This is a genomic window from Aquimonas voraii, assembly GCF_900101825.1.
Taxonomy (GTDB): domain Bacteria; phylum Pseudomonadota; class Gammaproteobacteria; order Xanthomonadales; family Xanthomonadaceae; genus Aquimonas; species Aquimonas voraii.
Map to the genome: position 1 here is coordinate 718,933 of NZ_FNAG01000002.1, position 25,211 is coordinate 744,143.

At 66.9% G+C, this 25,211-nt stretch carries 23 protein-coding genes; 18 read left to right on the forward strand and 5 right to left on the reverse strand.

The genetic code is table 11. The features are described from left to right. Positions 1 to 66 precede the first annotated feature (66 nt). The 3 genes from BLP83_RS07580 to BLP83_RS07590 form a co-directional block, all read right to left on the reverse strand. Entirely contained in the window at positions 67 to 1,266 is a 1,200-nt protein-coding gene (locus tag BLP83_RS07580) for an acetyl-CoA C-acyltransferase (RefSeq protein ID WP_091240794.1), read from the reverse strand. 293 nt (positions 1,267 to 1,559) lie between these two features. Beyond that, entirely contained in the window at positions 1,560 to 3,920 is a 2,361-nt protein-coding gene (locus BLP83_RS07585; protein WP_091240796.1) for a 3-hydroxyacyl-CoA dehydrogenase/enoyl-CoA hydratase family protein, read from the reverse strand. 34 nt (positions 3,921 to 3,954) lie between these two features. Beyond that, positions 3,955 to 4,584 (reverse strand): TetR/AcrR family transcriptional regulator, encoded by a 630-nt coding sequence (locus BLP83_RS07590; RefSeq protein WP_281187113.1) that lies wholly within the window; start codon positions 4,582 to 4,584, stop codon positions 3,955 to 3,957. A 294-nt stretch (positions 4,585 to 4,878) separates the two neighbouring features. Here BLP83_RS07590 and ndk point away from each other — a divergent pair, with 294 nt between their 5' ends. The 18 genes from ndk (at position 4,879) to BLP83_RS07680 (ending at position 23,480) form a co-directional block, all read left to right on the forward strand. Beyond that, positions 4,879 to 5,304 carry a nucleoside-diphosphate kinase gene (ndk, locus tag BLP83_RS07595; RefSeq protein ID WP_091240800.1) on the forward strand — a complete coding sequence of 142 codons (426 nt, stop codon included), beginning with the start codon at positions 4,879 to 4,881 and terminating at the stop codon, positions 5,302 to 5,304. A gap of 28 nt (positions 5,305 to 5,332) precedes the next feature. Beyond that, a complete protein-coding gene (gene rlmN, locus BLP83_RS07600) occupies positions 5,333 to 6,535 on the forward strand; it encodes a dual-specificity RNA methyltransferase RlmN (RefSeq protein ID WP_091240803.1) in 1,203 nt (400 codons plus the stop codon). 13 nt (positions 6,536 to 6,548) lie between these two features. Beyond that, entirely contained in the window at positions 6,549 to 7,292 is a 744-nt protein-coding gene (gene pilW, locus BLP83_RS07605; protein ID WP_218121215.1) for a type IV pilus biogenesis/stability protein PilW, read from the forward strand. Beyond that, the gene (locus BLP83_RS07610; protein ID WP_091240809.1) at positions 7,289 to 8,218 is read left to right on the forward strand and encodes a RodZ domain-containing protein; all 930 of its coding nucleotides are present in this window, start codon (positions 7,289 to 7,291) and stop codon (positions 8,216 to 8,218) included. Before pilW ends, BLP83_RS07610 begins: the two co-directional genes overlap by 4 nt. Positions 8,219 to 8,275: 57 nt before the next feature. Continuing rightward, positions 8,276 to 8,923 (forward strand): YfgM family protein, encoded by a 648-nt coding sequence (locus BLP83_RS07615; RefSeq protein WP_091240811.1) that lies wholly within the window; start codon positions 8,276 to 8,278, stop codon positions 8,921 to 8,923. A gap of 2 nt (positions 8,924 to 8,925) precedes the next feature. Next, positions 8,926 to 10,086 carry an outer membrane protein assembly factor BamB gene (bamB, locus tag BLP83_RS07620; RefSeq protein ID WP_091240814.1) on the forward strand — a complete coding sequence of 387 codons (1,161 nt, stop codon included), beginning with the start codon at positions 8,926 to 8,928 and terminating at the stop codon, positions 10,084 to 10,086. Positions 10,087 to 10,221: 135 nt separating this feature from the next. Continuing rightward, complete coding sequence (gene der / locus BLP83_RS07625; RefSeq protein WP_091240816.1) at positions 10,222 to 11,631, forward strand: ribosome biogenesis GTPase Der; 1,410 nt, start codon at positions 10,222 to 10,224, stop codon at positions 11,629 to 11,631. A gap of 13 nt (positions 11,632 to 11,644) precedes the next feature. Then, the gene (locus BLP83_RS07630) at positions 11,645 to 12,271 is read left to right on the forward strand and encodes a MoeA family protein (RefSeq protein WP_091240818.1); all 627 of its coding nucleotides are present in this window, start codon (positions 11,645 to 11,647) and stop codon (positions 12,269 to 12,271) included. Then, entirely contained in the window at positions 12,268 to 13,386 is a 1,119-nt protein-coding gene (moeB, locus tag BLP83_RS07635) for a molybdopterin-synthase adenylyltransferase MoeB (protein WP_091240821.1), read from the forward strand. The genes BLP83_RS07630 and moeB overlap by 4 nt, the downstream gene beginning before the upstream one ends. A gap of 158 nt (positions 13,387 to 13,544) precedes the next feature. Then, complete coding sequence (folD, locus tag BLP83_RS07640) at positions 13,545 to 14,414, forward strand: bifunctional methylenetetrahydrofolate dehydrogenase/methenyltetrahydrofolate cyclohydrolase FolD (protein WP_091240824.1); 870 nt, start codon at positions 13,545 to 13,547, stop codon at positions 14,412 to 14,414. Positions 14,415 to 14,483: 69 nt separating this feature from the next. After that, positions 14,484 to 15,356, forward strand: a complete 873-nt coding sequence (locus BLP83_RS07645; RefSeq protein WP_245679975.1) for a TRAP transporter TatT component family protein — start codon at positions 14,484 to 14,486, stop codon at positions 15,354 to 15,356. Between the two features lie 13 nt (positions 15,357 to 15,369). After that, complete coding sequence (locus BLP83_RS07650) at positions 15,370 to 16,350, forward strand: TRAP transporter substrate-binding protein (protein WP_176764061.1); 981 nt, start codon at positions 15,370 to 15,372, stop codon at positions 16,348 to 16,350. Between the two features lie 10 nt (positions 16,351 to 16,360). Then, a complete protein-coding gene (locus BLP83_RS07655) occupies positions 16,361 to 16,855 on the forward strand; it encodes a TRAP transporter small permease (protein WP_176764062.1) in 495 nt (164 codons plus the stop codon). Further along, positions 16,852 to 18,126: a TRAP transporter large permease gene (locus BLP83_RS07660; protein ID WP_091240834.1), complete on the forward strand. Its 1,275-nt coding sequence runs from the start codon at positions 16,852 to 16,854 to the stop codon at positions 18,124 to 18,126. Before BLP83_RS07655 ends, BLP83_RS07660 begins: the two co-directional genes overlap by 4 nt. Before the next feature lie 155 nt (positions 18,127 to 18,281). Next, positions 18,282 to 19,736 carry an IMP dehydrogenase gene (guaB, locus tag BLP83_RS07665; RefSeq protein ID WP_091240837.1) on the forward strand — a complete coding sequence of 485 codons (1,455 nt, stop codon included), beginning with the start codon at positions 18,282 to 18,284 and terminating at the stop codon, positions 19,734 to 19,736. A 186-nt stretch (positions 19,737 to 19,922) separates the two neighbouring features. Continuing rightward, on the forward strand, positions 19,923 to 21,509 hold the full coding sequence (gene guaA, locus BLP83_RS07670; RefSeq protein WP_091240838.1) for a glutamine-hydrolyzing GMP synthase: 1,587 nt from the start codon (positions 19,923 to 19,925) through the stop codon (positions 21,507 to 21,509). Positions 21,510 to 21,568: 59 nt separating this feature from the next. Continuing rightward, a complete protein-coding gene (locus BLP83_RS07675) occupies positions 21,569 to 22,111 on the forward strand; it encodes a hypothetical protein (protein ID WP_143006597.1) in 543 nt (180 codons plus the stop codon). A 58-nt stretch (positions 22,112 to 22,169) separates the two neighbouring features. After that, entirely contained in the window at positions 22,170 to 23,480 is a 1,311-nt protein-coding gene (locus BLP83_RS07680) for an amidohydrolase (protein ID WP_091240844.1), read from the forward strand. 316 nt (positions 23,481 to 23,796) lie between these two features. On the opposite strand, the gene BLP83_RS07685 is transcribed toward BLP83_RS07680, so the two are convergent. Then, complete coding sequence (locus BLP83_RS07685) at positions 23,797 to 24,858, reverse strand: MSCRAMM family protein (RefSeq protein WP_176764063.1); 1,062 nt, start codon at positions 24,856 to 24,858, stop codon at positions 23,797 to 23,799. A 59-nt stretch (positions 24,859 to 24,917) separates the two neighbouring features. Further along, positions 24,918 to 25,211, reverse strand: a 294-nt coding sequence (locus BLP83_RS07690) for an IS3 family transposase (RefSeq protein ID WP_143006599.1), incomplete at its 5' end; no start/stop codon positions are given.

The following is a 25,211-nucleotide window of genomic DNA, read 5'->3' on the forward strand; positions in this document are numbered from 1 at the left end:
CAGAGCAAGCCTTTCAAAGCCTGCTCGCCCTCTGCCCCTTCTGCCACGGAGGAAGGGGCGGTTGCCTCAAACCGCTTCGAAGATACCGGCTGCCCCCATGCCGGTGCCGATGCACATGGTCACCATGCCGTACTTCTGCTGGCGACGCTTCAGGCCGTGCACCAGCGTGGCCGTACGAATTGCGCCGGTGGCACCCAGCGGATGGCCCAGTGCGATCGCGCCGCCCAGCGGGTTGATCTTGTCGGGGTTGAGTCCAAGGTCCTTGACCACAGCCAGCGCCTGCGCGGCAAACGCCTCGTTGAGTTCGATCCAGTCCAGCTGGTCGGCGGTGAGGCCAGCCTGGCGAAGCACCTTGGGGATCGCTTCCTTGGGGCCGATGCCCATCACGTCCGGCTTGACGCCGGCGACAGCGAAGCCGACGAAGCGAGCCAGCGGGGTCAGGCCGTACTGCTTGATGGCCTTTTCCGACGCCAGCATCACCGCGCCGGCGCCGTCCGACATCTGCGAGCTGTTGCCGGCCGTGACCGAGCCGCCGGCGCGGAACACCGGGCGCAGTTTGCCAAGCACCTCCAGGCTGGTATCGGCGCGCGGGCCTTCATCGTTCTCGACCAGCAGCTTCTTCAGACGCACGGTGTTGCCAGCGAGGTCGGGCAAGCGCGAGGTGACCTCGTAGGGGCTGATCTCGGCCTTGAACTCGCCGGCAGCGATTGCGGCGATGGCCTTCTGGTGCGAGGCGTAGGCGAAGGCGTCCTGCTCCTCGCGCGTCACCTGCCACTGGCTGGCGACGTTCTCGGCGGTGATGCCCATGCCGTAGGCGATGGCGATGTTCTCGTCCTTGAAGATCGCCGGGTTCATGGCGACCTTGTGGCCCATCATCGGCACCATGCTCATGGTCTCGGTGCCGGCACCGATCATCAGGTCGGCCTCGCCGAGGCGGATGCGGTCGGCGGCGAGCGCGATCGCCTGCAAGCCCGAGGAGCAGAAGCGGTTGATGGTCTGGGCGGAGACGCCGACCGGGAATCCGGCCAGCAGGGTGCCGATGCGGGCGACATTCATGCCCTGCTCGGCCTCGGGCATGGCGCAGCCAACGACCACGTCGTCGATCTGGTTCAGATCGATCGAGGGGGTCTGTGCGACGAGATGGCGCAGCGCATGCGCAAGCAGGTCATCGGGACGGGTGTTGCGGAACACGCCCTTCGGGGCCTTGCCGACCGGCGTGCGGGTGGCGGCGACGATGTAGGCGTCCTGGATCTGGCGGTGGGACATGGTCTGGATCCTTGGGTAATGGGTCGCGGTGGAGAGCAGGGATTGGGGATTTGGGATTCGGAGCGGGGGTTAGCGCCTGAGGCGACGTGTTCCCCCTCTCCCCAACCCCTCTCCCTCGAGGGGAGAGGGGCTTTCAGGGGCGGCTCTTTTCGAGCGCTGCTGTATCCCGAGATCGTCGGGATTGGGGTTAGGTGGGGAGGGGATGCGTAGAGAGCTGGCTTGCCGACACCGTCAGGCTCGTCGGCGGTCGCTCTTACGAATCCCCAATCCCAAATCCCCAATCCCGTTTCTCATCAATTCCTCAACGGCTTTCCGGTGGTGAGCGTGTGGCCGATGCGGGCCTGGGTCTTTTCCATCTGCGCCAGTGCGAAGAAGTGCTCGCGCTCCAGCTTCAGCAGCCAGTTCTCGTCGACCACGCTGCCGCGGTCGACTTCTCCGCCGCACAGGACGGTGGCGATGCGGGTGGAGACCTCAAGATCGTGCTCGCTGATGAAGCGGCCGGACAGCATGTTCACCAGGTTGGCCTTGAAGGTGGCGATGCCGATGTCTCCGGCCACCGGCACGCGTGCGGGCAGGGCGGGGCGGTAGCCGCTCTCGGACAGCGCGGTGATCTGGGCTTTCGCCACGTGCAGCAGCTCGAAGGCGTTGAACACGACGATGTCGTCCTGGCGCAGCAGGCCCATGGCCTTGGCTTCCAGGGCCGAGGTCGAGGTCTTGCCCATGGCGGTGATCTCGAAGGCCTTCTTCAGGTTGTCGAAGACGTCGCCACCCGCCTGGCCGGCGCGTACCGCCAACTCCTTCAGGCCGCCGCCTGCGGGCAGCAGGCCGACGCCAGCCTCCACGAGGCCGATGTAGCTCTCAAGCGCAGCCACGGTGCGGGCGGTATGCATCTGGAACTCGCAGCCGCCGCCGAGCGCCATTCCGCGTACGGCGGCCACCACCGGCACCAGCGAATACTTGATGCGCTGGCTGGTGGCCTGGAAGTTGGCGATCATCGACTCCAGCGCGCCGATGTTGCCGGCCTGAACGAAGCCGGCCATACCCTTCAAGTCAGCGCCGTACGAGAACGGCTCGCTGTACTGCCAGATCACCAGACCCTTGTGCCCGCGCTCGGCGCGGGCGATGGCTTCCTGCACGCCGGCCAGCACGGCATCGCTGACGGTGTTGCCCTTGGTCAGGAAGCTGAGCACGGCGACGTCGTCGCCGCCGTCCCACAGGCGCACCGCGCCGTTCTCGAAGATCGTGGCACCCGGCTTGGCGGTCTCGCCCAGCAGCGGGTCCGGGAAGGCCTGGCGCGCGTACACAGGATGCTTCGAGCGCGGGCTGACGCTGTTGGCGGCGGCCGAGTAGGAGCCCGCGTTGCCGTGCACGCCGTCGCGACCGTCGAAAACCCACGCGGGCAGCGGCGCGTTGCTCATGGTCTTGCCGGCGGCGATGTCCTCGCGGATCCACTCGGCGACCTGCTTCCAGCCGGCGGCCTGCCAGGTCTCGAACGGACCCTGCTTCCAGCCGTAGCCCCAACGCATGGCGAAGTCGACTTCGCGGGCGCTGTTGGCGATATCGGCCAGGTGGTAGGCGCTGTAGTGGAAGAGGTCGCACAGGATCGACCAGACGAACTGCGCCTGCGGGTCGTCACTGGCGCGCAGCGCGGCCAGCTTCTCGCCGGGGTGCTTGATCGCGAGGATGGCCTGCACGGCTTCGCTGGGCTTCTCGCCACTGGGGCGGTACTCGCCCTTGGCGATGTCCAGCACCAGGATGTCCTTGCCCTGCTTGCGGTAGAAGCCCGCGCCCGACTTCTGGCCCAGCGCGCCGGCTTCAACCAGCTTGGCCAGCGGTGCCGGCACCACGTAGTGCGGGTGCCACGGATCGTCCTTCAGGTTTTCGGTCAAGGTGCGAACGACGTGGCCGAGGGTATCAAGGCCGACCACGTCGGCCAGGCGATAGGTGCCGCTCTTCGGGCGACCAATGCCGGGGCCGGTCAGTGCATCGACCACGTCGAGGCCCAGGCCGAGGCGCGCGGTGTGATGGAAGGTGGAGATCATCGCCATGGTGCCGACGCGGTTGGCGATGAAGTTCGGGGTGTCCTTGGCGAACACCACGCCCTTGCCGAGCGTGGTGGTGAGGAAGCCCTCGAGGCCGTCGAGCACGGCCTGGTCGGTCTGCGCGGTCGGAATCAGCTCGGCCAGATGCATGTAGCGCGGCGGGTTGAAGAAGTGCACGCCGCAGAACCGATGGCGCAGCTGTTCGGGCAGCACTTCCGACAGCGCGTTCACCGACAGGCCCGAAGTGTTGGTGGCGAAGATGGCGTGCGCCGCCACGTGCGGGGCGACCTTGGCGTAGAGGTCCTTCTTCCAGTCGATGCGTTCGGCGATCGCCTCGATGATCAAATCGCAGTCGGCCAGCAGCGGCAGGTGCTGGTCGTAGTTGGCGGGCACCAGTGCGCTGGCCAGCTGCGGCAGCGCCAGCGGCGCAGGCGAGAGCTTGCCGAGGTTGGCGATGGCCTTGTTGGCGATGGCGCTGGGGTCACCCTCCTTGGAGGGCAGGTCGAACAGCAGGGTCTCGACCTGGGCGTTGACGAGGTGGGCGGCGATCTGCGCGCCCATGACGCCGGCGCCGAGCACGGCCACCTTGCGGATGCGGAGGGGTTGCGACATGGAAGAACCTCGTGGGGCGGGGGTGGTGAAGGGATCAGCCGGCGGCGGGCGGTGCCCGCAGTCCGGCGACGGCGAAACGCAGAAGGTTGTCGGCGGCCAGCGCGCAGTGTTCGTGCTCGCTGACGCCGGGCTGGCGGCGGATCAGGCCGAAGTCGGCCATGGCGTAGGTGAGCGCGCCGGCAATGTAGTCGAGGCGCCAGTAGAGATCCTGCTTTGGCAGGGAAGGCAGGCAGTGTTGGATGGCGCGGGCGAACTCGCGCAGCACATGGCCGTAATGGTCGGAGAGGAACTTGCGAAGTCGCTCGTTTTTCTCGGCATAGGCGCGGGCCACAACACGCACGAAGGCGGCACCTTCGCCCTCCATGCCGATCTGCATGGCCGGCACGATGAACGCCGACAGGATGGCTTCGAGGTCCTGAGGGTCGCGCACGATGGTTTCGCGCAGCAGCTTCAGGCGGCGTGCGCTGAGCTCGTCGAAGCGGCGGCGGAAAACCTCGGTAATGAGGTTCTCCTTGCTGCCGAAGTGGTAGTTGACCGCGGCGATGTTGACGTCGGCGCAGGCCGTCAGCTGGCGCAGCGAAGTGGCGGCGAAGCCGTGCTCGGCGAACAGTTGTTCGGCCGCACTCAGCAGACGTTCCTTGGTGGAGAACTGGCCCAGGCTCACCCGAAGCTCCATCGCTTGATTCAAACAAACGTTTGAGAGACTAGGGTGCCACGGGGTTCCGGTCAATCTGCACCGCGACAAACCCTGCGAGCCAACGTGGAGAGCGTCACGTTTTTGACGCCCAGGTCGGAAACCCTTTCCGAAATGTGCGATTGTCGAAGCCTTCGGCTACACTACTTGACCATTTCGTCCTAAGCCCGCGTTTTCAGGCGAAAAACCTGTCCGGCGCGGGCCTCGCGTGGCCGCTCTGGTCTGCGGACGTCGCCGATACCTCAACCCCCAGGGAGTTTCACCATGGCGCTCGAGCGCACCATCTCCATCATCAAGCCCGACGCGGTCGCCAAGAACGTCATTGGCGAGATCTACGCCCGCTTCGAGAAGGCTGGCCTGAAGATCGTCGCGGCGAAGATGAAGCACCTGTCGCGCAAGGAAGCCGAGGGCTTCTACGCGGTGCACCGCGAACGTCCGTTCTTCAACGCGCTGGTCGAGTTCATGATTTCCGGCCCGGTGATGATCCAGGTGCTGGAAGGCGACAATGCGGTGGCCAAGAACCGTGAGCTGATGGGGGCCACCAACCCGAAGGACGCCGCGCCGGGCACTATCCGCGCTGATTTCGCGCAGAGCATCGACGCCAACGCGGTGCACGGTTCGGACAGTCTCGAGAACGCCGCGATCGAGATCGCCTACTTCTTTGCCGCCACCGAACTCTGCCCGCGCTGATCCGGGCACAAGCCAGCGAGAACAGGCCATGAGCGAGATCCCCGTCCGACTGGAAACCGCGACGCCCGGCGTCACGGCGCCCGCGTCGCCGGCGGAACGCGTCAACCTGTTCGATCTGGACCGCGCCGGCATGGAGCGCTTCTTCGTCGATGTCCTCGGCGAGAAGCGCTTCCGCGCGCACCAGATCATGAAGTGGATGTACCACCTGCACGTCACCGACATCGCGCTGATGACCGATGTCGGCAAGGCGCTGCGGGCCAAGCTTGAGCAGCACTGCGAGATCCGCCCGCCGAACGTGGTGTTCGACAAGGCCTCTGCCGACGGCACCCACAAGTGGCTGCTGGGCATGGACAGCGCCAACTCCATCGAAACCGTATTCATCCCGGACAAGGGCCGCGGCACCCTCTGCGTGTCGAGCCAAGTGGGCTGCGGTCTCAACTGCCAGTTCTGCAGCACCGCCACCCAGGGCTTCAATCGCAACCTGTCCACCGCTGAGATCATCGGGCAGGTGTGGGTCGCCTCGAAGCACCTCGGCAACAAGGCCCATCAGGATCGCAAGCTCACCAACGTGGTGATGATGGGCATGGGCGAGCCGCTGCTCAACTTCGACAACGTCATCCGCGCGATGTCGATCATGCGCGATGACCTCGGGTTCGGCTTGGCCAACAAGCGAGTCACCCTGTCGACCGCGGGGCTCGTGCCCATGATCGATCGTCTCGCCGAAGAATCCGACGTCTCGTTGGCGGTGTCGCTGCATGCGCCCAACGACGACCTGCGCACCGAGTTGGTGCCGCTGAACAAGAAGTATCCGATCGCCGAGTTGATGGACGCCTGCGTCCGCTACGCGCTGCGCAAGAAGCGTGAATCCATCACCTTCGAGTACACGCTGATGCGCGGCGTCAACGACCGGCCTGAGCACGCGCGCGCGCTCGCTCGCCTCATGCGCCGATTCTCGAACCTCGTTCAGTATGCGGACGCGGCCAAGGTCAACCTGATCCCCTTCAACCCGTTCCAGGGCACGCGTTTCGAGCGCAGCACCGAAGAGGACATCCGGGCATTCCAGAAGATCCTGCTCGACCATCAGGTTCTGACCATGGTGCGGCGAACCCGCGGTGACGATATCGATGCCGCCTGCGGCCAGCTCAAGGGGCAGGTTGCTGATCGCACCCGTCGGCAGGCGGAGTTCCGCCGCAAGCTGCAGACTTCGGGGGTGGACGATGCGGCGGCTTGAGATCGTTGTGCTCATGCTCTGCGCGCTGGCGCTTGCCGGCTGCGAGTCCACCGGCAACACCCGTAGCCGGGCGGAAGATTCACCGAACGCGATTGCGGCGGCAAACCATGTGCAGATGGGGCGCGCCTACATGCAGCGCGGCCAACTCCAGATCGCGCTGGAGCGCCTGACCAAGGCGCTTGAGCTCAACCCGCGCTCGACCGATGCGCACACGGTCATCGCCGTTCTCTACGAAGAGATCCGCCGCCCCGAGCGTGCCGAGATCCACTACAGGAGGGCGGTTGAACTGGAGCCCGAGGATGGCTCGGTCAACAACAACTATGGTCAGTTCCTCTGCCGTGCGGGGCGTTTCGACGAAGCGGATGCCCGTTTTGCCAAGGCCATTGACGATCCCTTCTATCCGACGCCGGCGCTGGTCTACACCAACGCTGGCGTCTGCGCGATGAAGGCCGGCCGCTGGCCCGAGGCCGACCGCTACCTGCGCAGCGCGCTCGAGATCGAGCCGGGCAGCCCCGCCGTTCTTTTCGATCTCGCCCGCCTGCAGTTCGCCAAGGGCGAGCTGCTGCGCGCGCGCGCCTTTCTGCAGCGACATGAGGCGGCGACAACGCTGGGGCCGGATGCCCTGGAGTTGGGGGCCGCCATCGAAACCGGGCTGGGCAACGTCGAGGCGGCCAACCGCTATCGCGAGCGCCTGCGCACGGAGTATCCCGACCACGAAGCCGCACCGACGCTCCAGGGGGAGCCTGCGATCCAATGAGCGGACACTTGCATGAGGGCGCCGGGGCGCCCGAGCGCGCGGTCATCGACACCCGGGCGGGGGCCGAGTCCATCGGCACTCGCCTTCGCAAGCGCCGCGAGGCGTTGGGCCTCGACGTCACCGAGCTGGCTTCGCGACTCAAACTTCGCGTGCAGATCATCGAGGCGATCGAAGCGGATCGTCTCGATGCACTGGGGGCCGGGGTGTTCACCCGCGGCTACCTGAGCGCCTACGCGAAAGCGGTCGGAATGCCTGCCGTCGTTGTCGACGCCTTGCCCGCCGCGCGCACCACGGCGCCCAACCTGGTGATCCACGTCAAGCCGCGCTACGGCACCGTGCTGGGGCGCTATACGAGCCGAATCGGCCACGTCTTTCTCACCGCGGCGATCGTGGTGCCCTTCATCTGGATGGCCACCTCCAATCAACTGCCCTCGCAGCGCGCCACCCTGACCTCGCTGGACGTTCCAGCTTCAGGGGCTGTGGACGCGGGCATGGCGCCTGCTGCCGCCGCGCCGCCGGAGCTGCCGGTGATGGCCTCCCTCGCTCCCATGTTCCCGTCGCGACCGGCGGGAGCTGACTTGGCCAGTGCGACCTTGAGTCCTGCCGCAGTCACGCTGGCACCCGAGGCTCCCAGCGTCGCGGGAACGTCGGAACCCGAGATGCTCCAGCTCAGCCTCAGCGCCGACAGTTGGGTGGAAGTCAGCACGGCAGACGGCGACGTTCTGGAATCGTCCCTGCTGCGAGCGGGAGCCACGCGTTCCTTTCCCCTGAACGCCGGGCTGCGGGTCTCGCTCGGCAATGCCGGTGGCGTCGAGCTGCGTCTGAACGGGGAGGCAATCGATGTCTCGGCCTTCCAACGCGCCAACGTTGCGCGCTTTAGACTCGGCGCGGACGGCACGCTCGCGCCCGCAAACCCGGCGGGTTGACACCCGGTCATCGGCCGAGCTTCCTCCGCTGCACGTTGACCTCTTACGGAATACAGAATGTCGATTGAACTGATGGACGAACACGAGCGCGGCGAACGCGTTCGACGCTGGCTCAAGGACAACGGCAATGCGCTGGTCGGCGGCGTCGCCGTTGGCCTGCTGGCCTTCCTTGGCTGGGAGTGGCACCAGGGCTCGCAGCTGCAGGCGCGCTATGACGCCGCCAACCAGTTCGAGTCTCTGCGAAAGGCCATCTCGGCAGATCAGACCGAGACGATCGCCGAGGTCGCCGCGGGCATCGGCGAAAAGTTCAAGGATTCGCCCTACATCGCCCTGGCTGAGCTGCAGGTCGCGCAGACGAAGCTGGAGGCCGGAGATCTCGATGCGGCCTCTGCTGCACTCGACAAGGCGCGCAGTGCCGCGAACGAGCCCTTGCTGGCGCAAATCGCCACTCTGCGCCTCGCGCGGCTCCGCGTAGCCCAGGGCCAGCTGGACCAGGCGCTCGCTCTGGCTGATGCCGCCAAGGCGGACTTCCCGGGGCTCGCTTCGGAGCTGCGCGGCGACATCCTGAAGGCTCAGGGCAAGCACGAGGATGCGATCAGCGCTTACCAGGATGCACTGACCCATCTTGATGCGAACCAGCCGAGCCGCGGTCTGGTCGAGCTCAAGCTTGCTGATCTGGGCGCCGGCGCCCCGCAGGAGTCCTGAGCATGCGTGGTGCTGTGCGCGCGCTCGGCCTCTCACTGCTCGCGCTGGGGCTTGTGGCCTGCAGCGGCTCCCGCGTCAGCAAGCGCGAGAACATCGAACCACCCGCCGAACTGGTCGACTTCGAGTCGAACATCCGTATCGAGCGCGCCTGGTCGAGGTCGATGGGCGAGGGCGAAGGCAGCATGGGCCTGCGCCAACGTCCGGTGGCGGGTGAAGGCAAGCTGTACTTCGGCAACGTCGAGGGTGAGGTCACCGCGCTCGACGTGCAGACCGGGCGTGAGCTCTGGTCGCAGGAGTTCGAAGGGCTGCGCTTCGCTGGCCCGCCGGGCTTTGGCGAAGGCACTTTGCTGATGACGACCCTCGATGGCGTCGTGCTGGCACTGAATCCGGACACGGGCGCCGAGCGTTGGCGCGCCGATGTGACTTCCGAGGTGATTGCCCAGCCGACGATCGGTCGCGGTCTCGCCGTGGTGCGTGCCAACGACGGTCGCCTGTTCGCCTTCTCCATCACCGACGGCACACGCCGCTGGGTATTTGACCGCGCCCTGCCGAGCCTTACCCTGCGCGGTAACAGCCCACCCCTGATCGTCGACACGGCCCTGTTCGTCGGCTACGACGACGGCAGCGTCGTGGCGCTGCGTGTCGAAAACGGTTCTCCGGTGTGGGAGCAGCCGGTGTCCGTCGGCGAAGGCCGCACCGACCTCGACCGCATGAGTGACGTCGATGGCGAGATCGCCTTCCGCGATGGACTCCTTTTCGCAGGCAGCTACCGCGGCCAGGTCGTGGCCTTCGAAGCGCTGAACGCACGTCCGCTGTGGAACCGCGAGATGTCCGTCTACGGCGGCGTCGTGCTGGCCGGCGAAGCCGTGCTGGTGGCGGACGACCGCGGCAACCTGTGGTCGCTTGATCAGCGTACCGGCTCGGCGATCTGGAAGCAGGATGCGCTGGCCCACCGCTGGCTGACCACGCCCGCTTACCATGCCGGCTACGCCGCAGCCGGCGACATCGAGGGCTACGTGCACTGGATGAGCATGGAGGATGGGCGCTTCCTCGGCCGCGCTCGGCACGGCAAGAAGCCGCTGCGCGGCAGCCCCATCGTGGTCGATGACTTGCTGATCGTGACCAGCACGGATGGCGAAATCGCGGCATTCCGCGTTCGCTGATCATCGGCTCCAGGTCGCAGCGGAACGCGCCGTGGCGACACGGCGCGTTCTGCGTTTTCCGGAGTTGCGGCAGACTGTCGGCCGCACTCCAAAGCGCGGATGCCTTATCCGCGACCGTCATCAAAGGATTCACCCGTGCTGCCTCTCGTCGCCCTGGTCGGTCGCCCCAACGTGGGCAAGTCGACACTCTTCAACGTCCTCACCCGCTCGCGTGATGCCCTGGTGGCCGACCAGCCGGGCCTGACCCGTGATCGCCAGTACGGCGTTTGTCGCCTGGGCGAACGCCCCTTCATGGTGGTCGACACTGGCGGCATCGGTTCTGAAGAAGGCAGCTTGGGCGAGCGCGCCGAAGTGCAGAGCTGGGCGGCCGTCGACGAGGCCGACGTGCTGCTGTTCATTGTGGATGCGCGAGCGGGCATCACGCCGGATGACAGCGAGATCCTGCGTCGCCTGCGCCGGCAGTCGAAGCCCGTGATCCTGGCCGTCAACAAGACCGACGGCCTCGACGAGAACACCGCGATGGCCGAGTTCTCCCGGCTGGGCATCGATACGGTCCTGCCCTTGGCGGCTTCCCACGGGCGCGGAGTGCTGACGCTGATCGAGACCCTGTTCGCGCGCCTGCCGGCGCTGGCGGAAGGCGAATTCGATCCCGCGCTGGAAGACCCCACACAGCGCCTGAAGCTGGCGATCGTCGGTCGCCCCAACGTCGGCAAGTCGACCCTGGTCAATCGCATCTGTGGCGAGGAGCGGGTGCTGGCCTCCGAGGTGGCGGGCACCACGCGTGACTCGATCGCGGTCGATCTCGAACGCGAGGGTCGCAAGTACCGTCTGATCGACACCGCCGGCATCCGCCGCAAGGCCCGCGTCGACGAAGCCATCGAGAAGTTCAGCGTGCTGAAGGCGCTGCAAGCCATCGAGCAAAGCGAGGTGGTGGTGTTCATGCTCGACGCCAGTGAAGGCGTGACCGAGCAGGACGCCACCGTGCTGGGCCATGTGCTGCAGGCCCAGCGCGCGCTGGTGATCGCGGTCAACAAGTGGGATGGATTGACCCAGTACCAGAAGGACCAGTGCAAGGCCGACCTCGAGCGCCGGCTCGCCTTCGTCAACTACGCCCAGATCGTGACGATTTCGGCCAAGCACGGCACCGGCCTGCGCGAACTGTTCCGCGCGGTGCACCGCGCCAACGAGTCAGCCACCCGCACGATCGGCACCTCCGAGATCAACCGTGCCCTTGAAGCCGCTTTCGAGGCCTTCCAGCCGCCGATGGTGCGCGGTCATGTCGCCAAGCTGCGCTATGCGCACATGGCCGGACACAACCCGCCGACGATCGTCGTCCACGGCACCCGTCTCAAGACCCTGCCGGACAGCTACAAGCGCTATCTGGAGAACTTCTTCCGCAAGCGCTTCAAACTGGTCGGCACGCCGATCGCCCTGCTGTTCCGCGAAGGCGAGAACCCGTACAAGGACAAGCCCAAGCCGGAACTGAGCGACCGCCAGAAAGCCAAGCGCAAGCGCCTGATGCAGTTCGTCAAGCGCAAGTCCTGAGCGGGGCCGTCCCATGGATCCACTGCTGCAGGCCCTGACCGAGTCCGTCCCGCAGCCGGCGCTACGCACTGAAGCGGTGCCGGTGCCGCGCGCCTTGGGACGTGTTTACGCCGGCATGACAGGCCAAGGCCTGCGCGCCGGCGATGCGCTGACGCCGCGCCAGATCGGTCTGCTCGCCGCGAGCGGTGAGGCTCGGGTCGAGGTCTATCCGCGGCCTACGGTTGCGGTCTTCAGCTTCGGTGACGCCCTGCTGCAGGCGGGTGAGCCGCGGGCCGAGGGCCGCCTGCACGATGCCGCCAGCCCGATGCTGCAGGCCCTGCTGGCCGAGCAGCGCATCGAATCGCTGGCCTGGCCGGCGCTGCCCCAGCATGCCGATCGCATCGATGCCGCCTTGGGCGATGCACTGGACAGCTTCGATCTTGTCCTGCTCAGCGCCACCGAGGGCGCCGCCCCGGTGCTGCGCGAGCGCCTGCCGCGGCTCGGCGTGCCGATGCCCGCCGTGGCCGGCGCACCGCGCGCCTGGCGCAGTTCGCGTGCGCGCCTGCTGTGGGTCGACTCCGAGCCTGAAGCCCTGCTGCGACAGTTCTCAGGCTGGGTCGCGCCGACCATCGCTGCCCTGCAGTACCGGAGTCAGGCGTGATCCGCGAGCTGGACCCGGCCGAGGCGTTCGCTCGCCAGCAGGCCGGCGCACTGCTTATCGATGTTCGTGAGGACAGCGAGCGCGCCGCCGGACTCCCCGCCGGGGCGGTGGCGCTGCCGCTGGCGCGGGTTGCCACCGACATCGCCGGCTACGCCGCGGCCGAAAGTGAGCTGCTGCTGATCTGCGCCGCCGGCATGCGCTCGCTGCGCGCGGCTTCGCAGCTGCGCGCGCTGGGCTATACGAATCTCGCTTCGGTGCGCGGCGGCTGTGGCGCCTGGCGTGCACAGGGTCTGCCCTGGGCCGGCGCGCAGGAGTCACCGGACTTCCTGGAGCGCTTCGATCGCCACCTGCGCCTGCCGCAGGTCGGCCTGGATGGACAGCGGCGGCTGCAGCGCGCGCGTGTGGCTATCGTCGGCGCCGGCGGCTTGGGTTCGCCGGTGGCCCTGTACCTGGCGGCGGCGGGCGTGGGCCACATCCGCCTGATCGACGATGACCGCGTCGACCGCAGCAACCTGCAGCGCCAAGTGCTGCACACCGACGCCGCGGTCGGCGAGTACAAGGTCGATTCCGCGCGTGAGCGCCTGCTGGCGCTGAACCCGCACCTCGACCTCGACACCCGCGCCCAGCGCCTCGGTGCCGAAAACATCGAGCGCCTGTTCGCCGGGGTCGAACTGGTGATCGACGGCAGCGACAACTTCCCCACCCGCTACCTGGTGTCCGATGCCTGCGTGAAGCTCGGCCTGCCCATGGTCTATGGCGCGGTGGAGCGTTTCACCGGGCAGGTGGGCGTGTTTGCCGCAGGCGTGCGGCGCGGGCGGTCGCCCTGCTACCGCTGCCTTTTTCCCGAGCCTCCCCTGGAAGCGCCGAATTGCGCGGAAGCCGGCGTGCTTGGCGTGCTGCCGGGCTTGATCGGGCTGCTGCAGGCGAATGAGGCGCTGAAGTACCTGCTCGGCATCGGCCGCGTGCTGGACGGCCGCGTGCTCAGCGTGGACGCGCTGCAGATGGGTTTTCGCGAGATCGGCGTGCCGACCGATCCACAGTGCGCGGTCTGCGCGCCGGGGCGTGCATTTCCGGGCTATGCGGACTACGGGCGGTTTTGCAGCGTCGGCGGGTAGGGAGTCAGATTCGCTACCGGCGTTCAGGCCAGGCTGAGCCTGGGCCTACCCCAGGGAGGGCTTTGCGATGAGCCAGCGCTCTCGGCCGAGCATTGAGCCGAGCGGGCGCGGCTCACGCCGTATGCAATAATTCGCGGCTTTAACGCCGGGTCCACGCCATGACCGCACGCCTGCTGGATGGCAAGCGTATTGCCGATGAGCTGCTTGCCGATCTTGCCCGCCGAGTCAGCGACCGCGTCGCCAGCGGACGCAAGCCGCCTGGGCTGGCCGTGGTGCTGGTCGGCGCTGATCCCGCCTCCGCCGTCTACGTGCGCAACAAGCGCCGTGCCTGCGAGCGCGTGGGCTATGCGAGCTTCGCTTTTGACCTGCCCGCCGACACGCCGCAGGCCGATCTCGCCGCCCTGATCGATCGCCTGAATGCGGACCCCGAGGTCGACGGCATCCTGGTGCAGCTGCCGCTGCCGGCGCACATCGACGCGCAGGCGGTGCTGAACCGCGTTGATCCGCGCAAGGACGTGGACGGCTTCCATCCCGAGAACGTCGGCCGCCTGGCCCTGCGTCAGCTTGGGCTGCGGCCGTGCACGCCGAAGGGCATCGTGCATCTGCTCAGCCATACCGATCGGCCGGTGCGCGGGCAGCAGGCGGTCATCGTCGGTGTGTCCAACCACGTGGGTCGGCCGATGGCGCTGGAGCTGCTGATCGCCGGCTGCACGACGGTCTGCTGCCACCGCTTCACCCCGCGCGACACCCTGCGCCAGCACGTGGAGGCGGCAGATCTCGTCGTGGTCGCGGTGGGCAAACCGGGCCTGGTGCCAGGCGAGTGGATCAAGCCGGGCGCGGTGGTGATCGATGTCGGCATCAACCGTCTGCCGGATGGCTCGCTGACGGGTGATGTCGGCTTTGACGCGGCCGTCGAGCGCGCCAGCTGGATCACGCCGGTGCCGGGTGGCGTCGGGCCGATGACCGTCGCCACGCTGATGCAGAACACCTGGGAAGCCAGTCTTTTGCGCGAACTTGGCCGCGCCTGAGACAGGGTGGGCGTGTCACCTCGGCGTCGCCTGCGCCGTAGACACTGGCCGTTGGCAGGGAGCCTCGCCGTGAATCGATTTCCGTTGAAACCCGTGGTCCGTATCGCCGCATTGGGCGCCGGCCTTTTCGCGCTGACAGGCTGCGCCTCGATCGTCAACCGCGCCAGCGAGCGCTTTGCTGACAACCTGGGCCGCGGCATCCTCAACCAGGATGACCCCGCCACCGTCGCCGAGGGCCTGCCGGCGTATCTGTTGCTGCTGGATGGCCTGCTTGAGGGCGATCCGGACAACGCCGGCACGCTGCGCGCGGCCGCGCGACTGTATGGCGCCTATGCCGGCAACTTCGTCGCTGAACCTGAGCGCGCGGCGCGGCTGTCGAAGCGTGCCTTCGACTACGCCCAGCGGGCCGCCTGCATCGATCAGGATGAGATCTGTGGCGCGCTCAAGGCGCCCTACGATGCCTGGGAAGCCGCAGTGGCGGCGCAATCCGTTGAACACGCCGGGCGCCTGTATGCCTTGGGCAGCGCCTGGGCTGGCTACATCCAGACCCATAGCGATGACTACGCGGCCATCGCCGCGATCCCGCGCGTCAGCCTGCTGCTGGAACGTGCCGTGGCGCTCGAGCCTGGCCTCGACCAGGGCATGCCCCATGTCTATCTGGGCGTGTTGAACTCGCTGCGCCCGGCCGCGGTCGGTGGCCAGCCGGAGCAGGGCAGGGCGGCCTTCGAGCGCGCCATCGAACTTTCGCAGGGGCGCAACCTGATGGCGCGCACCCTGCTGGCGCGGCACTACGCGCGGCTGGTATTCGACCAGGAACTGCACGATGGGCAGCTCAAGCAGGTGCTGGAAGCCGACCCCAAGGCGCCGGGCCTGACCCTGATGAACACCCTGGCGCAGGCGCAAGCACGCATCCTTCTGGATGACTCGAAAAACTACTTCTGAGCTGGAGCCCTTGATGCGCCTTCTTTGGATTGTCCTGTTCGCCCTCTGCGCGCCGCTGGCCGAGGCCCAGAGCTTCAAGATCGCCACTCTTGCCCCCGAGGGATCGACCTGGCTGCGCGAAATGCGCGCTGCGGCCGACGAGGTCAAGCAGCGTACCGAGGGCCGGGTGGAGTTCCGCTACTACCCCGGAGGCGTGATGGGCGATGACGCCACGGTGATGCGCAAGATCCGGCTGGGCCAGCTGCAGGGCGGCGCCCTGACCGGCAGCGAGTTGTCCCTCGTCTATCCGGATGCGGTGGTCTACGGCCTGCCCTTCCTGTTCGAGAACCACACGCAGGTCTCGGCCGTGCGTCGTGAGGTCGATCCGCTGCTGAAGGCGGGCATCCGCGACAAGGGCTTCGAGGTGCTCAGCATCTCGGGCGTCGGCTTCGCCTACATGATGAGCAGCAAGCCGCTGCAGAGCATCGAGCACCTGCGCGCGGGAAAGGTCTGGATACCGAGCAACGACCGCATCTCGGAGCGTACCTTCAGCTCTGGCGGTGTCAGCCCGATCCCGCTGCCGCTTTCGGATGTGTTCACCAGCCTGCAGACGGGGATGATCGACATCGTTGGCAACACCCCGGCGGGCGCGATCGCCCTGCAGTGGCATACCCGGATCAAGCATCTGTTCGACGCGCCGCTGGCCTACGTGGTGGGCTTCGTGGTGCTCGACAAGCGCGCATTCGGCCGGCTCAGCACGGCCGATCAGGCGATCGTGCTTGAGGCCTTCGGCACGGCATCGGACCGCATCGACGCCGAGAACCAGCGCGCGGATGAAAGCGCCATGGCAGCCCTGCGTGGCGAAGGCATCGAGTTCTTCACGCCCGACAGCACCGAATTGGCGCGCTGGCGCGAGGTGGGCCTGTCGGTGCGCACCGGCATGGTCGAGCGCGGCGAACTGAGCGCCAGCATGGTCGATGCGGTGGTCAGCCGCGTCGGCGCCGCCACCCCGTGAGGCGCGGCGCGTGAGCCGACTGCTGCGCGGCCTGCACCGTCTGGAAGATGGCCTGCTCGCGGGCCTCCTCCTGCTTCTGCTGGGGCTCGCCGTGGCGCAGATCGGCCTGCGCTGGATCGCGGATACCGGCTGGAGCTCGGGCGAGGCAGCCCAGCGCACCCTGGTGCTCTGGATCGCCCTGCTGGGTGCCTTGGGTGCCGCACGCGAGCGACGGCATCTTGCGCTCGACCTGCTGCCGCGCCTGCTGCCGCCGCTTGGGCAGAGAGTGCTGTGGTCGCTGGCGCAACTGGTGGCAGCGGCGCTGTGTGCGCTGATGGCCTGGTACGGCTGGAGCCTGGTCGAGCTTGAGCGCGAAGCGCCGACGCTGCTGTTCGCCGGCCTGCCGAGCTGGGCGGGCATGCTGATCATCCCCTTCGGTTTCGCGGTCCTCGCGCTGCGCTTTGCCATCTCCAGCGCTCTGGGGCCGCCGCTTGATCCGCCGGTGGGCGAGGGCGGTTCGCCGTGAGCGGGCTCTGGCTGCTACTGCTCGTCGCCGCCCTGCTGGGCGCACCGCTGTTCGTGCTGATCCTCGGCGCGGCCTTCATCGGCTTCCATCAGGCCGGCTACGACCTCACCGTGGTCGCGGTCGAGTTCCATCGCCTGGCCGGCATGCCCGGCCTCACCGCGATCCCGCTCTTTACCGTGGCCGGTTACCTGCTGGCCGAAAGCCGCGCACCGCAGCGCCTGCTCAAGCTGTCCGACGCGCTGCTGGGCTGGCTGCCGGGCGGCATCGCCATCGTGGGGCTGGTGGCCTGTGCGCTGTTCACCGCATTCACCGGTGCCTCGGGCGTGACCATCGTGGCCATGGGCGCTCTGCTGTATCCCGCGCTCAAGGCGGCCGGGTTCGATGAGCGTTTCAATCTCGGTCTGGTCACCAGCGCCGGCAGCTTGGGCCTGCTGTTCGCACCCTCGCTGCCGCTGATCCTCTACGGCTTCGTCGCCGGCCAGCTGGGCACCACGCCCGCGTTGACGATCGAGGACCTGTTCCTCGCGGGCATCTTGCCCGGGCTGCTGATGATCGTCCTGCTTGGCGCCTACGCCGGCTGGCACGGTCGCGCCCTGCACGCGCGCTCACAGCCCTTCACCTGGCCGCGCCTGCGTGAGGCCGCGCGCGAGGCCGTATGGGAGATCCCACTGCCGATCCTCGTGCTGGGCGCAATCTATTCCGGTGCGCTGGCGGCCTCGGAAGCCGCAGCGATCACTGCGCTCTACGTGCTGGTGGTGACCGTGCTGGTGCGGCGCGAGATCGCATTCAAACGCCTGCCCGGGCTTCTGGCCGAGTCGATGCGCATGGTCGGCGCCATCCTGATCATCCTGGGTGCGGCGCTGGCGCTGTCCAACTGGCTGGTCGACGCCGAGGTGCCAACGCGGCTGTTCGAATGGATCCAGGGGGCGATCAACAGCCCGATCACGTTCCTGCTGGCGCTCAACCTGTTCCTGCTGGCGGTGGGCATGCTGCTGGATGTGTTCGCCGCCATCGTCATCCTGGTGCCCCTGCTGGTGCCGATCGCGATCGGCTACGGCATCCATCCGGTGCACCTCGGCGTGCTGATGCTGGCCAACCTGCAGCTCGGCTATTTCACCCCGCCGGTGGGGATGAACCTGTTCATCGCGAGCTATCGGTTCAAGGTGCCGATCGGGCAGCTGGTCCGTGCGTGCATCCCCTTCTTCCTGATCCTGCTGCTGGCGCTGGGGCTGATCACCTATGTGCCGTGGCTGTCGCTGGCTCTGCTTTGAGGGCCGGGATTCGGGATTTGGGATTCGCAGCTGGCGGAGTCAAGATTGAGGGGGGAGCCCAGGCTCGGTCGAACCACGAGCACGCAAATCTGTGCTAACGCCGGCCCGGCACCCCGGCCTATAATGTCGCGCTTCTTCCCTCCGGAGCCCGCCGCATGCGCATCCAGGTTGAAGCACTGACCTTCGACGACGTCTCGCTGATTCCCGCCCACTCGGTGGTGCTGCCCAAGGACGTCAGCCTGGCCACGCGGCTCACGCGCGGACTCAAACTCAACCTGCCGATCGTGTCCGCCGCCATGGACACCGTCACCGAAGCGCGCCTGGCCATCGCCATGGCCCAGCTCGGCGGCATCGGCATCCTGCACAAGAACATGAGCGTCGCCGAGCAGGTCGCGCACGTGCAGCAGGTCAAGAACTTCGAAGCCGGCGTGATCCGCGAGCCCTTCACCGTGGGCCCCAACACCACGATTGGCGAAGTCATCAAGCTGACCCGCAAGCGCAACATCTCGGGCGTGCCGGTCGTCGACGGCAACCAGCTGGTCGGCATCGTCACCAGCCGCGACATGCGCTTCGAGAAGCGGCTGGACGACCCGGTCAGCCACATCATGACCAAGAAGGACCGTCTGGTGACGGTGGGCGAGGGCGCGTCGGATGACGAAGTGCTCGACCTGATGCACAAGCACCGCATCGAGAAGGTGCTGGTGGTCGACGACCAGTTCGCCCTGCGCGGACTGATCACCGTCAAGGACATCCAGAAGGCCCGCGACAACCCCAATGCCGCCAAGGACAGCGACGAGCAGCTGCTGGTCGGTGCGGCGGTCGGCGTCGGCGGCGACACCGAGGCGCGGGTCAATGCGCTGGTGCAGGCCGGGGTCGACGTGATCGTGGTCGACACCGCGCACGGCCACTCGCAGGGCGTGCTCGATCGCGTGCGCTGGGTCAAGAAGACCTTCCCGAACGTGCAGGTCATCGGCGGCAACATCGTCACCGGTGATGCCGCGCTGGCCCTGCTCGATCACGGCGCCGATGCGGTGAAAGTCGGCGTGGGCCCGGGTTCGATCTGCACCACCCGCATCGTGGCCGGTGTCGGCGTGCCGCAGATCACCGCAATCGATCTCGTCGCCACCGCGCTCAAGGACCAGATCCCGCTGATCGCCGACGGCGGCATCCGTTACTCCGGCGACATCGCCAAGGCCATCGCCGCCGGTGCCTCCACCGTGATGATCGGCGGCCTGTTCGCCGGTACTGAAGAGAGCCCCGGCGAGACCGAGCTGTTCCAGGGCCGCAGCTACAAGAGCTACCGCGGCATGGGCAGCCTGGGTGCGATGGAGCAGGGCAGCAAGGACCGCTACTTCCAGGACGCGTCCGACGCCGACAAGCTGGTGCCCGAGGGCATCGAGGGGCGCGTGCCCTATCGCGGCTCGGTGCGCAATATCGTCCACCAGCTGGCCGGCGGCCTGCGCGCCTCGATGGGTTATGTGGGCTGCGCCAGCGTTGAAGACATGCGCACCAAGCCGAGCTTCGTGCGCGTCACCAACGCCGGCGTGCGCGAAAGCCACGTGCATGACGTGCAGATCACCAAGGAGCCGCCGAACTACCGCGCGGGCTGAGGCCCGCGCGGCGGGATTCGGGAGTTGGGATTCGGGATTCGCTACGACAACCCTCCCGCTCTGAGCTGCATCCGCTGCGTCACCGCTTCGTACTGATCGTCCGCCATGGGCCATGCGCTACCGGAGAGCTCAACGCTCACGATGCTCTTGGCTGTTACGAATCCCCAATCCCGAATCGCGAATCCCATGCTCCCAGACATCCACAGCGACAAGATCCTGATCCTCGACTTCGGCGCGCAGTACACGCAGCTGATCGCCCGTCGCATCCGCGAGATCGGGGTGTACTGCGAGATCTGGGCCTGGGATCACGATCCCGCCGAGATTGCTGCCTGGGGTGCCAAGGGCATCATCCTCTCGGGCGGGCCGGAGTCCACGGTTGAAGCGGGCTCGCCGCGCGCGCCGCAGGAAGTGTTCGCCGCCGGCGTGCCGATCCTCGGCATCTGCTACGGCATGCAGACCATGGCCATGCAGCTGGGCGGCAAGGTCGAGGCCGGGCACGAGCGCGAGTTCGGCTATGCCGAAGTCGAGGTCAGCGCGCCCTGTGGCCTGCTGGATGGCCTGAAGGACCACGCCGGCTCGCCGCCACGGCTGGACGTGTGGATGAGCCACGGTGACCGCGTCACCGCAGTGCCGCCGCAGTTCCGCATCACCGCGCGCACCGAGAGCGTCGCCATCGTCGCCATGGCCGACGAGCAGCGCCGCTGGTACGGCGTGCAGTTCCACCCGGAGGTGACCCACACCAAGTCCGGCACCGACATGCTGCGGCGCTTCGTGGTCGACCTCTGTGGCTGCCAGACCCTGTGGACGGCCGCCAACATCATCGAGGACCAGATCGAGCGCGTGCGCGCCCAGGTGGGCGAGGGCGACGTGCTGCTGGGCCTGTCGGGCGGCGTCGATTCCAGCGTGGTGGCGGCCCTGCTGCACCGTGCCCTGGGCGATCGTCTGACCTGTGTGTTCGTCGACACCGGCCTGCTGCGCTGGCAGGAAGGCGATCAGGTCATGCAGATGTTCGCCGCCAACGCCGAGGCCGGCGGCATGGGCGTCAAGGTGATCCGCGTCAATGCCGCTGAGCGCTACTACGCCGCACTGGCTGGCGTCGAAGACCCGGAAGCCAAGCGCAAGATCATCGGCCGCCTGTTCGTCGAGATCTTCGATGAGGAAGCCGCCAAGCTCAGCAACATCCAGTGGCTGGCGCAGGGCACGATCTATCCTGACGTGATCGAGTCGGCCGGCAGCAAGACCGGCAAGGCGCACGTCATCAAGAGCCACCACAACGTCGGCGGCCTGCCCGAGAAGATGAAGCTCGGCCTGGTCGAGCCGCTGCGCGAGCTGTTCAAGGACGAAGTGCGTCGTCTCGGCGTGGCACTTGGCCTGCCGCGCCACATGGTCTACCGCCACCCTTTCCCGGGACCGGGCCTGGGCGTGCGCATCCTCGGCGAGGTCAAGGCGGAATACGCCGAGCTGCTGGCCAAGGCCGACCACATCTTCATCGAAGAGCTGCGCCGCGCCGACCTCTACGACCGCGTCAGCCAGGCCTTCGCCGTGTTCCTGCCGGTCAAGTCGGTCGGCGTGGTCGGCGACGCCCGCGCCTATGAGTGGGTGATCGCGCTGCGTGCGGTCGAGACCATCGACTTCATGACCGCCCACTGGGCGCATCTGCCCTACGACTTCCTCGACCGCGTCGCGAGGCGCATCGTCAACGAGCTGCGCGGCGTCAGCCGCGTGGTCTACGACATCAGCGGCAAGCCGCCGGCGACGATTGAGTGGGAGTGAGGTTGGGCGCAAGACGCTCGTGACACTCCGCTGAGGAGCGCTTGGTCATGGAGTCCGGAATGAGTCGAGAGGATCTGCTGACCGTCGGCCTTCGCCTGTTCGCAATCTGGCTTGGCCTTGCCTCGCTGCAGAGTGCGTTGGGCGCCTACGGTTGGGCGGGGCCAGGCAGCGATTGGGCGGAAGATCGGGTGTGGATGGTGGGAATCGCACTGCTGCCGGGTCTGGTGGCTCTGGCCCTTTGGGTCTTTCCTCTCGCCGTGGTATCCCGCCTTCTGCCGCGCTCGAGTGATTCGCACGTTCCGGTTCAAGGTGGTCGCGAAGCTCTACGGGACACGGGCTTGATCCTGCTCGGTCTTTGGTGGCTGCTCAGCGGCCTGGTGGATACGGTCCATGTGTTCAGCCTGATGCTGCTGGACCTGACCGTCGAGATCCGCGCTCCCCTGATTGCCGACCTTCTTTCAGCTTTGGTCGCTTCGGCAGCAGGCGCGATCCTGCTGCTGCGCGGGCCCAGCCTGGTGGGAGCCCTACGCAGGGTTTCCAAGGCGGCTGCCGATGACGCGAACACCGTCACTGCCGAGACGACCGATCGTAGGCCAGAGTGAACCGATGTGCAGGCAGGCTGCTAGTCTCCGTCCACCGAAAGATCAACCGGGGGCGGTGATGTTCAAGCGTGCGTGCTGTGGTTTCTCCTTGCTGGCTTTGATGACAGGCGCGACTGCGCTCGCACAGGCCCCCGCCATCGAGCCGCTGGCCGATGACGTCGCCGATGAGGTGCTGACCTGGCGCCGCGATATCCATCAGTTCCCCGAGCTCGGCAACCGCGAGTTCGAGACTTCGCGCAAGGTGGCGGAGCACTTGCGCAGCCTCGGCATCGAGACGCGCACCGGCATCGCCCACACCGGCGTGGTCGGTCTGCTGAAGGGCGGCAAGCCCGGGCCACGGATCGCGCTGCGGGCGGACATGGACGCGCTGCCGGTCACCGAGCGCAGCGGTCTGCCTTTCGCCTCCAAGGTCACCACCGAATACAACGGCAGCACGGTCGGCGTGATGCACGCCTGCGGGCACGACACCCATGTCGCGATCCTGATGGGCGTGGCGCAGGCCTTGGCCGGCCTGCGCGATGAGCTGCCGGGCGAAGTGATGTTCATCTTCCAGCCCGCCGAAGAAGGCCCGCCCGAGGGCGAGGAGGGCGGTGCCGAGCTGATGCTGAAGGAAGGTCTGTTTGCCGACTTCAAGCCCGACGCCGTATTCGGCCTGCACGTCATGGCCGGTCTGCCGGTGGGCAAGATCGGCTATCGCGGTGGGCTGACCATGGCCGCGGCCGACAGCTTCCGCATCGTGGTGAAGGGCCGCCAGACCCACGGCTCGCAGCCCTGGGGCGGCATCGACCCGATCGTCGCCGCCGCCGACATCGTCAGCACCGCGCAGACCCTCGTGAGCCGCCGCACCGACATCAGCGCGGTCCCGGCGGTCCTCAGCTTCGGCGCCATCAACGGCGGCGTGCGCAGCAACATCATTCCCGACGAGGTCGAGCTGATCGGCACCATCCGCACCTTCGACCCCGCCGTGCGGACGCGCATCCAGGAGCAGCTGCGTGATCTCGCCACGCACGTGGCCGCAGCGCATGGCGCCACGGTCGAGGCGCAGATTCCCAGCGAGGCCGGCTATCCGGTCACCCGCAACGACGAAGCCCTGACCGCGCGCATGCGGCCCAGCCTGGAGCGCGCGGCGGGCGCGGGCAATGTGCTGGCGATGCCCTTGATCCTGGGCTCGGAGGATTTCTCCTTCTTCGCCAACGAAGTGCCCGGCCTGTTCTTCTTCGTTGGCGCAACCTCGGCCGACCAGGACCCGCGTAAGGCGCCGACCAATCACTCGCCGGAATTCGTGGTCGACGAAGCCGCGCTGCCTGTCGGCACGCGGGCGATGCTGGCGGTGGCGCTGGATTTCCTGCACGCAAGCCGAGCCGATTGAGCGAGCTGTGTAATGAAGCCCTGCTTTCGCCTCGGCAGGGTCCCCACTCCCCTTAGCGGTATCGAGTGGCGGATTCGACGGGAAGGGTCCATCGGAGTAGGCGGGTTCCATGCCGGGATTGCTGCTTCGCGAGGATTTGGCCCTGACCAAGGCACCAGCAGGAACGCGATAACGATAGCGGCCTCAAGTTCGATCGCCATAGTCTGGCTGCCGTGAGCTGGCGCACGGTATGGCGGGGCGAAGTTGGCCGCGCGCATGGGGCCAACTTCGCCTTTCGGATTCCCGTTACCCGCTTTGCGGTCGATGGGTGAGGCTCTCAGGGTTCGAACCCGTGACTGAACAGCATGATCCCGTCACTCATTCGGATCACGATATCGGGCGCCAGCGTCGAGCCGTTGATCGGCGAGGGAAGCGGCGTAGCTCCTTGAAGCGAGCACTGCCCGAAATACACAGGTCCCGCCGGACAGCGGATCCCGTTGTAGACCTGGTCTTCCAAGCCAAGCAGGTTGAAGGTCGAAAGCAGGCGCGTCTGTAACGGGTCGTATTCCACGTAAACCATGCCTTCCGGAGAGGACAACAGGCTCTGCAGGCGGACACCGTTGCCATTCCAGACATCGATGCTGACCCCAGCCAAAGGCGCATGGTTCGAAGCACTGACTACGCGCACGGCGCTCGCCGACTGCGGACGCAGACGAAAATCGATATCTTGATTGGCCTGTCCGGGCTGCAGGTTGATGACGGTGGCGTTCGACAGGCTGCATCCACTGAACGAGTCCGGCCAACTGGCCAAGCAGTCGATCCGCGGGAACAATTGATCCCAATAGCCAGGCATGCTGGCGCCGAAACGGAAGCTGCCGCTGGGGAAGGCTTGCGTCCTGTAGCTCCCCTGCGCGTCGGTTTGCACCAAGACGCGCAGAGTGGACTGGCCGTTCGATCCAAAGGCAAACAAGTCGGCCGCAAAGCCGGACTCTGAACGCCCTTCCAGCCCTATACGTCCGGTCACGACAGGGTTGGGCTGCAGACTTATCTCGATCTCCCTGTCGCTGGACTCGCGTGTGAATACGAGAGGTATGGCGCCCGGGCAGTTGATTGTCGCTCTCGGCAAGGGACAGGGGATGTTGTCGTAGACCTCTCGGACGTGGTCGGGCGAGTCCGCGAGAAGCAAATAACTTCCCGGACGGATTCCGGGCAGTTCGAACTGACCCGTACTGGTCCCCGCATTGGCTACAAACCCACCGCTAGTGTCGTAGAGCGTCACTTGAGCATTGGTCAACGGGTCTCCGGTTGCTTCGCTGCGAATACTCCCGCGAAGAACCGGTCGGGCACGCAGGTTGAACGTGATCGAGCTTCCCACACTGGTCGCGGGGAAGTTGATCAAGTTGGCTTGGTTGAGTTCTTCGATGCAGGTGCTGATACATTCGATGCCTTCGTGGGGTTCTACCCCGTTTCCGCGGACGGTTTGAACAAGGCTGAAAACCTACGGTCCCGGCGAGCGACTCTACGTCGCATCCGGGGGTTGTGGAACCGCTCGATGTAGTCGAACAGATCGACCCGTGCCTCGTCACGGGTTCGGTAGTTCTGGTGATGCACGCGCTCCCGCTTGAGCTGTCCGAAGAAGCCTTCGCAGGCGGCGTTGTCGGCACAGTGACCGGCCGCACTCATGCTGCTCACCAAGGCGTTCTGATCCAGGAACCTCTGGTAGTCCCCGCTGATGAATTGCCCGCCCCGGTC

What these genes read in the sequence shown, in the direction of transcription:
- BLP83_RS07580 (WP_091240794.1), bottom strand. Translation starts at nt 1,266, where the DNA reads ATGTCCCACCGCCAGATCCAGGACGCCTACATCGTCGCCGCCACCCGC.
- BLP83_RS07585 (WP_091240796.1), bottom strand. Translation starts at nt 3,920, where the DNA reads ATGTCGCAACCCCTCCGCATCCGCAAGGTGGCCGTGCTCGGCGCCGGC.
- ndk (WP_091240800.1), top strand. Translation starts at nt 4,879, where the DNA reads ATGGCGCTCGAGCGCACCATCTCCATCATCAAGCCCGACGCGGTCGCC.
- rlmN (WP_091240803.1), top strand. Translation starts at nt 5,333, where the DNA reads ATGAGCGAGATCCCCGTCCGACTGGAAACCGCGACGCCCGGCGTCACG.
- pilW (WP_218121215.1), top strand. Translation starts at nt 6,549, where the DNA reads ATGCTCTGCGCGCTGGCGCTTGCCGGCTGCGAGTCCACCGGCAACACC.
- BLP83_RS07610 (WP_091240809.1), top strand. Translation starts at nt 7,289, where the DNA reads ATGAGCGGACACTTGCATGAGGGCGCCGGGGCGCCCGAGCGCGCGGTC.
- BLP83_RS07615 (WP_091240811.1), top strand. Translation starts at nt 8,276, where the DNA reads ATGTCGATTGAACTGATGGACGAACACGAGCGCGGCGAACGCGTTCGA.
- bamB (WP_091240814.1), top strand. Translation starts at nt 8,926, where the DNA reads ATGCGTGGTGCTGTGCGCGCGCTCGGCCTCTCACTGCTCGCGCTGGGG.
- BLP83_RS07630 (WP_091240818.1), top strand. Translation starts at nt 11,645, where the DNA reads ATGGATCCACTGCTGCAGGCCCTGACCGAGTCCGTCCCGCAGCCGGCG.
- folD (WP_091240824.1), top strand. Translation starts at nt 13,545, where the DNA reads ATGACCGCACGCCTGCTGGATGGCAAGCGTATTGCCGATGAGCTGCTT.
- BLP83_RS07650 (WP_176764061.1), top strand. Translation starts at nt 15,370, where the DNA reads ATGCGCCTTCTTTGGATTGTCCTGTTCGCCCTCTGCGCGCCGCTGGCC.
- guaB (WP_091240837.1), top strand. Translation starts at nt 18,282, where the DNA reads ATGCGCATCCAGGTTGAAGCACTGACCTTCGACGACGTCTCGCTGATT.
- guaA (WP_091240838.1), top strand. Translation starts at nt 19,923, where the DNA reads ATGCTCCCAGACATCCACAGCGACAAGATCCTGATCCTCGACTTCGGC.
- BLP83_RS07675 (WP_143006597.1), top strand. Translation starts at nt 21,569, where the DNA reads ATGAGTCGAGAGGATCTGCTGACCGTCGGCCTTCGCCTGTTCGCAATC.
- BLP83_RS07680 (WP_091240844.1), top strand. Translation starts at nt 22,170, where the DNA reads ATGTTCAAGCGTGCGTGCTGTGGTTTCTCCTTGCTGGCTTTGATGACA.